We start from the raw sequence: 13,403 nt of genomic DNA, 5'->3' as shown, positions 1-13,403 counted from the left end.
GTACTCCCGGCGACGTCTGCGCGAACGGGACCCAGGTCCATGGCCTCCCGGCGGCGCTCTCCCCTATGGTCGATCCAGCGGAACGCCTTCGCACACGGATCGTCGCCGCACGGCAGGGGGAAGCTCATGGGACAGATCGGCACGATGAGACGCCGCGTCACGCGCGCGACAGCCATCGTCGTAGCGGCGGGGTTCGCCGCCTGCGCGCTGAGCAGTTGCAGCGGAGGGCCTGCGCCATCGTCGACCGTCGCCGTGGACACCGGGACCCGGCCCAACCAGGACGTGGTGGCGCTGTACACGGACCGCGCCGCAGCGGTCGATGCGGCGCTCACTCTGCTGCCGTCACAAATCGACGATGCCTTGCGCCGGTCGAAGGTTCCGGGGCTGGCGGTGGCGGTCGTATCTCACGACGCGGTGCTGTACACGAACGGCTTCGGCGTTCGCGATGAGTCCACCGGCGCGAAGGTCGATGCCGACACGGTCTTCCAGATCGCGTCGCTGTCCAAACCGATCTCCGCCACCATCCTCGCCAAGGCGATGACCCAGGATCCGTCGCTGACCTGGTCGACACCGGCGCACACGCTCATGCCGGGCCTCGCACTCGCCGACCCCTACGTGACCCAGAACATCACCGTCGGCGACTTCTTCGCACACCGCAGCGGCATCCCGACGGGAGGCGGCGATGATCTGGAGGATCTCGGCTTCGACCGGAACTACATCCTCTCCCACCTCAGCGAGATCCCCCTGCAACCGTTTCGGACCACTTACCAGTACTCGAACTTCGGTTTGACGACGGGCGCGGAGGCGGTGGCCGCATCCCGGGGCCAGAGCTGGGAGCAGATGTCGAAGGAACTGCTCTTCAGCCCGTTGGGAATGACCTCGACGAGCACGAGCCACGCCGACTTCCTCTCCGCCCCGAATCACGCGGTGCTGCACGCCCGCATCGGGGAGGACGACTTCCAACCGCTGTTCGATCGCGACCCCGACGCGGAAGCTCCCGCGGGCGGCGTGTCCTCGAACGTGCGCGATCTCGCGACGTGGATGCAGCTGCTCCTCAGCGACGGCTCGCGAGACGGGTCGGCGTTCATCAACTCAGACCCGCTGAACCAGGCGCTCTCGGCCCAGATCGTCAGCTCCCATGCCGGCGACCTCGATCAGCGCCCGGGGCATTACGGGTTCGGCATCAACGTCGGATCCGCCGCGGGCGGCCGCGTCACGCTCAGCCATTCCGGCGCGTTCGGCCTCGGCGCGGCCACCGCCGCCACTCTCGTACCCGACCTCGACCTCGGCATCGTCGTCCTGACGAACGGTGCACCGGTCGGCCTGCCCGAAGCCGTGGTGCAGATCTTCCTCGACGAGGTGATGTACGGGCACCAGTCCCGGGACTGGGTCGACACGATGCACGGCTTCTTCGCCGGTTTCAACGCGCCGTCCGGCGACCTCGCCGGCCAGAGCCCGCCGACGGATGCCGCGGCATCCGCTCCCGCATCGGACTACGTCGGCACCTATACCAGTGCGTATTTCGGCACGCTCACGGTCACCGAGGCCGGCGGTCGACTACGAGGAGCGCTGGGGCCGACGGGGGCGACGACCTTCGACATCACGCCATGGAACGGCGACACCATGGCGTACGTCCCCACGGGTGAGAACGCGCTGCCGGGATCGCTGTCCTCGGTGGTGTTCGCACGTTCCGGCGGCGCGGTGACGACCGCGACGTTCACCTACCTCAACCGCTACCCGCACATCGCGGAGCCCTCGGGCCTGGGTGTGTTCACGCGTCAGCGCTGAGGGCGGCATCGCCCACCGGATAGACACGGTGTCGACCGACGTGGGCGCGTCGTGTGGCGCGCTAGTCTCGCGCCATGGCGAGCACGATCGACTGGTCGGCGAGACTGCGCCGTCTCGACGCCGACGACTGGGCCTCCACGCTGGAGGGCGCGTCGGGGCTGCCCGGACCTCGCGCCAACCTCGACCTCGTGGTCGCGGCCGCGCGGATCGCCGGAGCGTCGGAGATCGATGCGCTCGTGCGCGCGGGCGGCGAGTTCGCGACCATGTGCGCGGCCGCCGCGATCGGGCGCGATGCGGGCGCGCCCGACAGCGAGAAGCGAGCGCGTCGCCTCGCACAGGATCCGCGGTGGCGTGTGCGCGAAGGCGTCGTGATCGGCCTTCAGCTCTGGGGCGACGTCGACCCCGCGGCGATGGCGGAGCTCGTCGCCGCGTGGGCGACGGCGGCGAGCCCGCTCGTCCGACGCGCAGCGGTCGCGGCGATCTGCGAGCCACGTCTGCTGCGATCGTCATCCGCCGCCGCGCGCGCCGTGGAGATCTGCAGGCAGGCCACCGACACACTCCGCGCGCTGCCCACCCCGGGGCGACGGGACCCCGATGTGCGGACTCTCCGCCAGTGTTTGGGCTATGCCTGGAGCGTCGCCGTGGCCGCGGACCCGGCCCCCGGACTCCGCGCGTTTCACGCGCTGTCCAGCGATGACCCCGACGTCGCCTGGATCATTCGCGAGAACCGTCGCAAGAAGCGCCTGCTCTCTCTGGAGGCGGTGACGCCGCATCAGGAGCAGGAGTAGAGCGTGAACCCGCCCGCTCCGCCGCCGGACGAGGTCGACTTCGTGTGGGAGCCGGCCGGTGCGGAAGGCCAGGTGTGCCGCGTCCGACAAGACGCGGCGCGCACGGCGTTGGCGACCTGATCCCCCTTGGGGGCGTGATCCCTGACGACGATCAGGTGCACCCCGGCGCGGATCTTCGCGGTGATCTCGGCCGCAGTAAAGACGACCGCCTGACCGGAGTAGCCGCCATCGGTGAGCACCTCATCGCCGGTCGCGTCGATGACCGGAGCCGCGATGCTCCACGAGTCCGTCAGGAACAGCGGCGCGCCATCGCGCCCTCCTCCCGCCGCACGGGCGGCGGCGACGAGCTCCAGCAGCGGCGGCGTGATCCCCGGCGCACCGCCCCAGATCTGCGGTGGTGACGGGCGGAACGAGGCCGTCACGGCGGCGCGCGGGTCGTCGTGCTTCACGCCGACGTACGCGTCTCCCCCGCTGCCGTCGCGCGCGGCATCCACCACCTGCACGGCGAAGAGCGCGGGTCCTGCCAGAACCGCGACCGCCGCGGCGAGGGCGATCGTCCGGCCGAGACGTCGGCGCCACGGTATCCGCAGAGCACTCGCGACGACGAGCGCGCACATTCCTGCAGTGACGGCGATCATCGCGATCCACAGGGGACGAGGCATCCCCGTCACGACGGCCAGCACCACGCACCACGAGAGCTGCACCACGGTCAGCATCGGCAGGACGAGCCGTCCGGCCCGGCCCGGTGAACGGCGGAGCCGAACCGCCTCATCGACCGCGAAGGCCGCGAGCAACGCCAGCTGCACCCCGATCGCAGACAGATATGCCGTGTGGGGCATGCGTGCCGCCGAGAGGATCGCGGCACCCGTGACCAGCCACACGATCAGGACGACGAACATCGCCGTCGCCGGCGACACGGGCCGAGGTCTGCTCCGACCGCGCCACGTCCGCACCAGCGACCACACACCCAGCCCGACACCGAACAGCGCAGCCGGGTACAGCCACCCGATCTGCCCGAGATACAGCGGATCGATCAGTTTCGTCATCGCCGCCGCGGCGCCGGACGCCGTTTGCGTCCCACCGCCGCTGCGGACGGCACCGTCGATCGCGTTCGGGAAGAGACGATCGATGCCGTTGTAGCCGAAGACCATCGCGAAGACGTTGTTGTCGGTCGAGCCGTCGACGAACGGACGCGACGCTGCGGGAACGAGCTGCATCATCAGCATCCATGACAGCGAGGCCAGGACCGCACTCCCGAGCAGCGCACCGACTCGAGCCACGCGCTGCGGCCAGCGGCCGCCGACGGCGATCAGGGTCCCGATGAGCAGGGCGGGCATCCCGAACCAGGCCTGCATCATCTTCGCCTGGAAGCCGACGCCGATGAACAGCCCGGCCCATAACAGCGGCCACCATCGCTTCGTCAGCACGGCGCGCTGCCACCACAGCACCGCCACCGCGAGCGACATCGTGAGGAGTCCGTCTTCCATGGGATGACCGAACATCGAGACGAAGATGGGCGTGGATGCCGCGGCAGCCGCCGCCATGAGCCCGACCGCACGACCGCGCCACCGCAGACCGATCAGCGCGCAGGCGAACACCGTGACCAGCCCCTCGATCACCTGCGGGAGCGCCAGCGCGGAGGTCGACATGCCGAACAGGCGAACGCTCAACGCCTGCGGGACGGCGAAGCCGCTCAGTTTGTCGAGGGTGACCGTGGCGGCGGGATCGAAAGCACCGAACAGCAGTGCCTGCCAGGACTGCGACATCGACCGCGCGGATGCTTCGTAGAAAGAGAAGTCGCCGCCGCGGGCCAGATTCCACGCCGTGAGGACGGTGAAAGCGACCAGGATTGCGGCAAGGGTGACGCGCGCCCACCAGGGCTCGCGCCACCACCGCGGGAGGGCGGGTGTCATCGGCACGGGCCGACGCTAGGCGCGGCGCTTCGGCGCCCGCTCGGCGGGGGCTGAGGGAAGCCTATGAGGGCCTCTCACCACTGGGGGTGGATGGCTCCGCGCAGGCGGCGATCGTAGACCTCGTGCACGGCCGCATCGAAAGCGGCGTACGCCTCTGGATCGTCCAAGGCCGACGCTGCGGCGGCATTCGCCGTGGCCTGTGCCGGAGTGCGCGCTCCGGGGATCACCGCGGTCACACCCGGCTGCGCCACGACCCACGCGAGTGTGGCCGCCGGGAGGCTCACGCCGCCGGGAAGCGCCGCGGACAGCTCCGTCGCGGCCGCCACGCCGGTCTCGAAATCGACCCCCGAGAACGTCTCTCCCTTATCGAACGCCTGGCCCTCGCGGTTGTAGGAGCGGTGATCGGCGTCGGAGAAGGTGGTGGCGGTGGTGTAACGGCCCGACAGCAGACCGCTCGCCAGCGGCACGCGGGCGAGGACCGCCACGCCCGCGTCGGCCGCGGCGGGCAGGAACTCGTCCAGCGGCTTCAGGCGGAACGGGTTGATGATCATCTGCACGTTCGCCAGCCCGGGTCGACCGAGGACACGCAGGCCTTGGGCGACCGTCTCGACCGATGCCCCGTATGCCGCGATGGCTCCGGCATCGACGAGACCGTCGAGGGCATCGAAGGTGCGCTCGTCGTCGAGAACGGCCGTCGGCGGGCAGTGCAGCTGAACGAGGTCGAGTGTCTCGACGCCGAGGTTGCGGCGAGAGCGGTCCGTCCACACCTGGAAGTTGTCCGCCGTGTAGTTCTCGGCGCGCTGCTCCTGCCGACGCCCCATCTTCGTCGCGACCGTGATGCCGTGACCGGGGTGCGTCGCGAGGAAGCGGCCGATGATCTGCTCCGAGCGCCCGTCCCCGTAGACGTCTGCGGTGTCGAAGAGGGTGACGCCGGCGTCGACGGATGCCGCGAGCACCGCCGCCGCGTCTTCGTCGGAGACATCGCCCCAATCGGCGCCCAGCTGCCACGTGCCCAGACCGATCACGGACACGTCGCGGCCGGTGCGGCCGAGTGCGCGATGCGGGAGGGAGGAGCGTGCGGGAGCCATGCGTCGAGCCTATCTGCGAGGACGCCCCCGCCGAGGCGGCGTCAGACGAGCCCGCCGATCATCGCATCGCGGCGCAGCTGCTCGTGCGTCGCGTGGAGTCCGCCTCGAGAGCGTCCCAGCCGCGCGCGAGGGGTCGGTGCGGGAGCGACGTTCCGCACTCTGCACAGAAGGTGGGCATCTCCATCCCCAAAAGCAAGAGCCCCGGTGATCCGCCGTGATGCGGATTTCCGGGGCTATCTGTCTTGCTGGGGTACCTGGACTCGAACCAAGAACAACTGAACCAGAATCAGCCGTGTTGCCAATTACACCATACCCCAGGGGGTGACGACCGAAGTCGTACCGAGGGTCTAGCTTAGCCCACGCCGCGACCGAGTCCAAACCGAGTGCCGTCCGGGCAGTCTCATAGCTGGCACAACGACGCCGCAGGTGAAGCGGTCCTACCGTGACCGTTGTGACCGCGCTCCCCGCTTCTTCCGCCGCTCCGCTCCCGTCCGTCCGCGCCCAGGCGACAGCCCGGCGACGGTTCGGCACGCCCTGGCACTGGTCGCTCCTCACCCTGGGCGTGTTCGCGGCCGTGCTGACGACCTGGGGCGTCGGCGGCTCGATGTCGGATTACTACGCGTCCATCGCACTGTCGATGAGCCGGAGCTGGCCGAACTTCTTCTTCGGCTCTTTCGACCCCGCCGGCACCCTCACTCTCGACAAGATCCCCGGATCGTTCTGGATCCCCGCGCTCATCGTCCGCATCTTCGGCTTCTCTCCTGCCGCGGTCATCATCCCCAACGCGCTGGCCGCCGCCACTGCCGCCGTGGTCACTGCGATCACCGCTCGGCGCTGGGCGGGGGTGACCGCCGGTCTGGTCGCCGGGGCCGTCGTCGCCACGACTCCCATCCTGGTCGCGGTGGCGCGCTCCAACCAGCCGGAGACGTTCTTCGTGCTCGCGCTCGCTCTGACGGCGTGGGCGGCGACGCATGCGCTGCGCCGGGCCAGCTTCGGATGGCTGATGCTTGCGGGCGTGTTCATCGCGGCCGGATTCCAGACCTACATGCTCGAGGCATGGGCCGTCTGGCCCGCGCTCGCCGCTGCCTACCTGTGCACGCGGCAGCAGTGGTGGCGCCGCGTGTGGCACCTCGCCGTGTCCGGAACGCTCAGTCTGGTGCTGTCACTCAGCTGGATCATCGCCGTCTCGCTTGTGCCGGCATCCGACCGTCCTTATGTCGGCAGCACGCTGACGAACAACCCGTGGGAGATGGTCTTCGGCTACAACGGACTCGGCAGGTTCGGCGACACGACCGCCGACACCACGGCGTACCGCTCGTTCACTCCCCCGTTCTCGGGGAACCCGTCGGCCGTCCGACTGCTGAACAGCTCACTCGCCGATCAGATTGGCTGGATGATCCCAACCGCGGTCCTCGCGATCGTGATCCTCTTCGCACTGCGCGTGCGCCTGCCGCTGCTGGTGTTCGCAGCCGTGTGGTTCGTCACGTTCGCCGCGATGTTCTCGCTTGTCGCCGGCATGCACCAGTTCTATACGGCGTCGATGGCCATCCCCATGGCGCTGCTGATCGGCGCCGCGTTCGCCAAGGCCCGGCAACGTCGCGTCTTGTGGGCGCAGATCGCGCTGCCGGCAGCGGCGGCGACGACGGCGCTGATCATCAGCCTGAGCGTCGCATCGAATCCGGGAGCCGCGTTCTCGCTGCCGGTCGCGGTGGCACAGGCTCTCATCGCGGTCGCCGCCGTCATCGCCGTCGTCATGGAGCACCGCCGCGCACACGCACGGCGACTGACCGCCGTGATCGGCGTGATCGCCCTGCTGCTGACGCCGGCGAGCTGGGCCGTCGTGACGATGTGGTCACCCAACTCGACGAACCCGACGGCCGCGGGAGTGGCCAGCGTGTCCGGTATCGGCGGCGCCGGCGGCTTCGGAGCCGGTGCGCATGGCGGCGCCCCGGGATCGGCGGGCACCGGCGGGCCCGGCGTGTCCGGCACCGGCGGCTCGGCGCCATTCGGCGCGGGCCACCGTGGCGACGGGTTCTCCCGATCCGGCGGCGAGAGCGGACCCTCCGACGCCGGCACGCGCGGGCGCGCGAACGGCGGCGGTGCGCTCACCCGGGGCTCCGGCGGCTTCACGGGCTCACCGAGCGGGGTGCAAACGCCTACCGTCGGCACCGTCGCCTGGTTGAAGGAGCACCAGCAAGGCACCGCGTATCTGGCGGCGACCTTCGGGGCGCAGAGCGCGGCGTCGCTGATCCTCGCCTCGGACGGCGGCTCGTTCCTCCCCATCGGCGGCTTCGACGAGCGCGATCCTGCCCCCACGCTCGCGACGTTCCAGACGCTCGTAGCCGACGGGGAACTGCGATACGTGATCGCCGGCAACGGCGGTGGCTTTGGCGGATTCGGAGGCAGCGGAGGACCGTCGGGCGGGCTCGGCGGCACCGACAGCGCGAGCACCGCGGCCGGTCAGATCCGCACGTGGGTCGTGGCGAACTGCACCGAAGTCATGGACGCCCCGATTTCGGGCCTCTACTCCTGCGGCGCCTGATGCGCCGCGGCTCCCGGCTCAGCCGAGGTACTGAACCAGCGCGCCGAGGCGGCGCACCGACTCTGCCTTGCCCAGCAGCTCCATCGACTCGAACAGGGGCGGGGACACGCGTCGTCCACTGACAGCGACCCGGAGGGGGCCGTAGGCGATCCGCGGCTTCAGCCCGAGACCGTCGATCAGTGCCTCCGACAGCGCGTCCTGCACCGCCGCCGCGGTGAAGTCGTGCTCGGGCACCAGCTCGAGTGCTCCCACGGATGCCACGAGCACCTCCCCCGCATTGGCCGGCAGACCCTTCAGCGCATCTTCCTCGTAGGCGATGTCATCACGGAACAGGAACCCCAGCAGCCCCGGAGCCTCGCCGAGCAGCTGCATACGCTCCTGCACGAGAGGTGCGGAGACGTCGAGGGTGGTCTGCTGGGCCGCCGTCGGGGGGTTCTCGATCAGACCGGCGGCGTGCAGATACGGCACGAGGCGGTCGGCGAAGTCCTCGGCATCCAGCATGCGGATATGGTCGCCGTTGATCGACTCGGCCTTCTTCTGGTCGAAGCGGGCGGGATTGGGGTTCACGTCGACGATGTCGAACGCGGCGACGAACTCGTCGAGGGAGAACACATCCCGATCCGCCGCGATCGACCAGCCGAGCAGCGCGAGGTAGTTCAGCAGGCCTTCGTGGATGAAGCCGCGTTCACGGTGCAGGAACAGGTCGGCCTGCGGGTCGCGCTTGGAGAGCTTCTTGTTGCCCGTCTCGCCGAGGACCAGGGGCATGTGACCGAATCGGGGCATGAAGTCGGTGACGCCGGCGTCGATGAGCGCTCCGTAGAGCGCGAGCTGACGCGCGGTAGAGGGCATGAGGTCTTCGCCGCGGATCACGTGGGTGATGCCCATGAGTGCGTCGTCGACCGGGTTCGTGAAGGTGTAGAGCGCCTGGCCGCCGGCGCGGACGACGACGAAGTCGGGGAAGGAGCCGGCCGGGAAGGTGACCTCGCCGCGGATCAGGTCGACGTAGGTGAGGTCTTCGTCGGGCACGCGCAGACGCCACGCGGGCTCGCGCCCCTCGGCGCGGAAGGCGGCCTTCTGCTCCTCGGTGAGCTCACGGTCGAAGTTGTCGTAACCGAGCTGCTTGGCACGACCGGCGGCCTCGTTGCGGGCGTCGATCTCCTCCGCCGTCGAGTACGACTCGTAGACGGCGCCTGAGGCGATCAGCGTCTCGAGAACTCCGGCGTAGATCTCGCGGCGCTGCGACTGACGGTAAGGCTCATGCGGGCCGCCCTTCTCGACACCCTCGTCCCAGTCGATCTTCAACCAGGTGAGCGCGTCGACGAGCTGCCGGTAGCTCTCTTCGCTGTCACGGGCGGCGTCGGTGTCTTCGACACGGAAGATCAGCTTGCCGCCGGTGTGCCGCGCGTAGGCCCAGTTGTAGAGCGCGGTGCGGACCATGCCGACGTGCGGCAGACCCGTCGGCGAAGGGCAGAACCGTACTCGGACGTCGGTTCCGGTGGCGGCGGTGGTTCGGGGATGGATCGCGGCAGACATCCATCCCAGTCTAGGCCGCGGGCGACGTGGCCCTGTGGTCACCGTCGGGTGACGACGACCGCGCGGTGCCACAAGACGTCACGTCCCGGACCCGCATCACGAGCGCGCGCCCGCGACCGCTGCCAGTTCGCGACCCAGCACAGCGAGAACCGTGCTGACCGACGGCACGCGCTCGGCGTCGCGCGCCGTGACGATGTGCAGTCCGCGCGCCTCCGCCGACGGGAGCGGCGACGTCTGCACACCGGGCAGGGTCGGGAAAGAGTCCACCGCCATACGCGGAAGCGTCGCCACACCGAGCCCCTGCGCGACGAGGCCTTCGACGGCGACGGCGTTGTCGGTCTCGAACCCTATGCGCGGGTCGAACCCCGCTCGATCGCACAGTTCCAAGAGGTGCCCGCGACAGCGCGGACACCCCGCGATCCACGTCTGCTCAGCCAGCTCGGAGACGCTCTCGACGCCGGAGTGACCTGCCGGCAGGACGAGCAGCAGATCGTCACGCCCGGCACTGCGCACCGTCAGTCCGCGCGCGCTCGACCCGTGCGGATCGTCGCGGTCCCCGGGGTAGCTGAACGTCAGCGCGATGTCGGCACGATCCTCGCGAATCGCCTCCACCGCCTCCGGGGGCTCCGCCTCCACGTAGGTCAGGGTCAAACCGGGATGGGATGCCGCAAGCGAAGCGAGCAACCGCGGCACCAGCACGGGCGATGCCGAAGGGAAGGCGACCAGACGAACGACGCCGGTGCGCAATCCCCTCAGCTCGGCGAGTTCTTCCGCGACCGCGTCGAACGCATGCGTGACGGCCGGCGCGTGGCGGGCGAGCACCCGCCCTGCCTCGGTCAGCCGCACGCCCCGCCCCACCCTCTCGACGATCGCGACACCCAGACGAGCCTCCAACCGGCGCAGATGCTGACTGATCGCGGGCTGGCTGTATCCCAGGGAGGCCGCAGCGGCTGTGATGGAGCCGGTGTCGGCGATGGCCCGCACGGTCCGCAGGCTCTGCACGTCGAACTCCGGGGTGGCGTCATTCACCCATTCATCATCCCACGGCATGTTTTTCATCCAATACCTGCCGTAGATCTATGCATGGCTCGACGGCAGGCTGGACGCATGGTCACTGCCCTCGCCGCACCCGCCGACCCCCTCACCGCGCTTCGTGCCGAGTTCGGCACGGCCGCGGGCTACCTCGCCGCGTGCACGGCGGGTCTGCCGATGCGCGCCACCCGTCGCGCCGTCACCGCCGATCTCGAGGGGCACCCCGACATCGCCGGGTACAGCCGCGCGGTCGAGGCATCGCGAGCATCATTCGCGTCATTGGTGGGCGTCGATGCCGCGAGCGTCGCGATCGGCTCGCAGACGTCGGTGCAGCTGTCTCTGCTGATCGCAGCATTGCCTGCCGAGGCAACGGTGCTCGTGCCCGAGCACGAGTTCTCGTCGCTGGTCCTCCCCTTCGTGCACGCCGGCCGCGGCATCCGGGTTCGCACCGCCCCGCTGTCGCGATTGGCCGACGCGATCTCGGACGACATCGACCTCGTCGCCTTCTCGCTCGTGCAGTCGGCGTGCGGCGACGTCGCCGACCTCGATGCGATCTGTGACGCCGCCGGCGCGGTCGGTGCGCGCGTCGTGTGCGATGCGACGCAGGCCGTCGGATGGATGCCGGTCGACGCCGCGCGCGTCGACGCCCTGCTCTGCCACGCCTATAAGTGGCTGTGCTGCCCGCGCGGGGTGGCCTTCATGGCGCTCAGCGCGGACTATGCCCGTTCCCTCACGCCCGTTCAGGCGGGGTGGTACGCCGGGGAGGACCCGTGGTCGTCGTGCTACGGCGCCGATGCCGAACTCGCCGCATCCGCTCGCCGCTTCGATGTCTCGCCCGCGTGGCAGGCCTTCGTCGGCGCCGAGCCCGCGCTGCGCGCATTCGCACGGGTCGACATGCACCAGGTGCACGCGTATGTCACGGGTCTCGCCGCGTCGTTCCGTTCGCAGACCGGACTCGACGACCCCGAGACACCCACGGCGATCGTCACCTGGGTCGACCCCGACGGCGCCGACCTCGCTCGCCTTCAGGCGGCCGGCATCACGGCATCCGGACGCAACGGACGCGCCCGCGTCGCGTTCCACGTGTTCAACGACGACGACGACGTCGAGCGAGCCGTCACCGCCCTCGGCCGCTGACCTCCGAGCGACGGCGCTGTCTCTCCCCCGCCGCACGGCGTGGACGTGCCGTATTCAGTCTGCGCGCGAGGACCGATCGCCTGCACCCGCGGAATCACGCGGATGCCGAGACCCGCCGCCACCGCCCAGACTGAATACGGCACGCAGGCGGGGCGAGCTGGCGCGGAAATCGGCGCCCGCGTCGGCTGGACGCGCTGTGCGTGCGCGCTGCGCTGGGCGTGCGCACGACGCCGATTCCGCGGAGATGTCGGGATCAGAGGACCACTCCGCGTCAGATCGTCCTCGGCATCCGCCATCTCCTCGGCATGCCCCGCGCCGCAAGCCGCCCCAACAACCCAGCAACCGCTTCACCCCGGGCGCGTCAGCCGCGGCGCGCGTAAGGGGAGAGCACCGTGACTGCCACCACCAGCACCAGGGCGACCATCGCCAGCCCGCCGTAGCCGATCTGGCTCAGGACGACGCCGGCGAGCACGGCGCCGACGGCGGCGCTGAAGGTCATGATCGTGTCACTCAGACCCTGTCGCCGCGGCCGGAGACGCGTCGGGGAACTCTCGGTGAGCAGAGCCGCGCCCGAGACCGTCGCGGCGCTCCACCCCGCGCCGAGGAGGAACAGCGCGACCAGCACCGCCCACTGCGAATCGGGCATGGTCGCCGCCACGATCAGGGATGCCGCCAGCACCGCCTGACCCAGCAGGATCGTCGCGATGCGTCCCCATCGGTCAGCCAGTAGGCCGAACAATGGTGACAAGCCGTACATGCCGAACACATGCAGCGCGATCGTGGTTCCGACCACGAGTGTGACGTGCTCGGGCGCCAGGTGCGCCAGATGGATCGGCGTCATCGCCATCACCGACGCCATCACCACGTGCGATCCCGCCACCGCGAAGATCGCGTAGCGCGCGGCCACCGGCCGGTCGAGATCGTCGATGTGCTCACGCTGCGCATCGCCGCTGCGCGCCAGACGCTGTGCCAGCAGCAGCGGGTCGGGCCGCAGTGCCGCGAGGTAGAGCGCGAAAGCGATCAGCTGCGCCACGATCGAGAACGCGTAGGAGCCGGTGAGCGGCGGCATCCGCAGCGCGGCGCCGACGGCCTCTCCCGGCGTCAGGAGCAGCGGACCCAGTACACCGCCGACGGTCGTCGCCCAGACGACGGTGCCGAGGTCGCGCCCGCGGCGCGCAGCCGGCGCCAGGTCCGTCGCAGCGAAGCGCGACTGCAGGTTGCCCGCGTTGCCGGCGCCGATGAGCACCACGCCCACGATCAGCAGCGGAAAGCTACGCGCGGCCGCGGCGCTGATCACGACCGCGATGCCGATCAGTGCCAAGAGGTTGCCGAGCGTCAGGGCCACCCGCCGCCCCCGCCGCCCCGCCAGGCGCGCGAGCGGGATGGCGCACAGGGCAGCACCCAAGGTCACGGATGCCGTCGCCAGCCCCGACAGCGCCTCATTGCCCGACAGATCCGCCGCCAGCAGCGCGCCGAGCGAAACCGTCGCGCCGAACGCGATGCCGCCCAGCACCTGCCCGGCGGCGAGGACGGTGACGGTGCGCCGCTGGATCCTCGCGACCGCGGCAGCATCCATCGCCGG

General features: G+C 70.2%; 9 protein-coding genes and 1 tRNA gene. 4 read left to right on the top strand and 6 right to left on the bottom strand.

The genetic code is table 11. The annotated features are described in order from the left end of the window. Positions 1 to 252 precede the first annotated feature (252 nt). Positions 253 to 1,788 carry a serine hydrolase gene (locus ABS64_RS04715; protein ID WP_231477048.1) on the top strand — a complete coding sequence of 512 codons (1,536 nt, stop codon included), beginning with the start codon at positions 253 to 255 and terminating at the stop codon, positions 1,786 to 1,788. Positions 1,789 to 1,862: 74 nt separating this feature from the next. Next, a complete protein-coding gene (locus tag ABS64_RS04710; protein ID WP_005050152.1) occupies positions 1,863 to 2,576 on the top strand; it encodes a HEAT repeat domain-containing protein in 714 nt (237 codons plus the stop codon). On the opposite strand, the gene ABS64_RS04705 is transcribed toward ABS64_RS04710, so the two are convergent. The 3 genes from ABS64_RS04705 to ABS64_RS04695 form a co-directional block, all read right to left on the bottom strand. Further along, positions 2,561 to 4,489, bottom strand: coding sequence for a glycosyltransferase family 39 protein (locus ABS64_RS04705; RefSeq protein WP_292681501.1), 1,929 nt, complete (start codon positions 4,487 to 4,489; stop codon positions 2,561 to 2,563). The genes ABS64_RS04710 and ABS64_RS04705 overlap by 16 nt on opposite strands. Before the next feature lie 74 nt (positions 4,490 to 4,563). Continuing rightward, on the bottom strand, positions 4,564 to 5,577 hold the full coding sequence (locus tag ABS64_RS04700) for an aldo/keto reductase (protein WP_292681355.1): 1,014 nt from the start codon (positions 5,575 to 5,577) through the stop codon (positions 4,564 to 4,566). Between the two features lie 245 nt (positions 5,578 to 5,822). Further along, positions 5,823 to 5,894 (bottom strand) — tRNA-Gln (locus tag ABS64_RS04695). Between the two features lie 125 nt (positions 5,895 to 6,019). On the opposite strand from ABS64_RS04695, the gene ABS64_RS04690 reads away from it, so the two are divergent. Further along, positions 6,020 to 8,119 carry a glycosyltransferase family 39 protein gene (locus ABS64_RS04690; protein WP_292681353.1) on the top strand — a complete coding sequence of 700 codons (2,100 nt, stop codon included), beginning with the start codon at positions 6,020 to 6,022 and terminating at the stop codon, positions 8,117 to 8,119. Positions 8,120 to 8,137: 18 nt separating this feature from the next. Here ABS64_RS04690 and gltX read toward each other — a convergent pair whose 3' ends face one another. Together gltX and ABS64_RS04680 are read right to left on the bottom strand one after the other, a co-directional pair. Continuing rightward, the gene (gltX, locus tag ABS64_RS04685) at positions 8,138 to 9,652 is read right to left on the bottom strand and encodes a glutamate--tRNA ligase (protein WP_005050143.1); all 1,515 of its coding nucleotides are present in this window, start codon (positions 9,650 to 9,652) and stop codon (positions 8,138 to 8,140) included. Between the two features lie 96 nt (positions 9,653 to 9,748). Continuing rightward, on the bottom strand, positions 9,749 to 10,711 hold the full coding sequence (locus ABS64_RS04680; protein ID WP_005050142.1) for a LysR family transcriptional regulator: 963 nt from the start codon (positions 10,709 to 10,711) through the stop codon (positions 9,749 to 9,751). A gap of 48 nt (positions 10,712 to 10,759) precedes the next feature. On the opposite strand from ABS64_RS04680, the gene ABS64_RS04675 reads away from it, so the two are divergent. Then, positions 10,760 to 11,821 carry an aminotransferase class V-fold PLP-dependent enzyme gene (locus ABS64_RS04675; protein ID WP_005050140.1) on the top strand — a complete coding sequence of 354 codons (1,062 nt, stop codon included), beginning with the start codon at positions 10,760 to 10,762 and terminating at the stop codon, positions 11,819 to 11,821. Positions 11,822 to 12,182: 361 nt separating this feature from the next. On the opposite strand, the gene ABS64_RS04670 is transcribed toward ABS64_RS04675, so the two are convergent. Then, entirely contained in the window at positions 12,183 to 13,397 is a 1,215-nt protein-coding gene (locus ABS64_RS04670; protein WP_292681499.1) for an MFS transporter, read from the bottom strand. Positions 13,398 to 13,403 lie beyond the last annotated feature (6 nt).

Source organism: Microbacterium sp. SCN 69-37 (assembly GCF_001724435.1).
GTDB lineage: Bacteria > Actinomycetota > Actinomycetes > Actinomycetales > Microbacteriaceae > Microbacterium > Microbacterium laevaniformans.
Note: the sequence above shows the minus strand (reverse complement) of the source record. Positions and strands in the feature narration are given on the sequence as shown.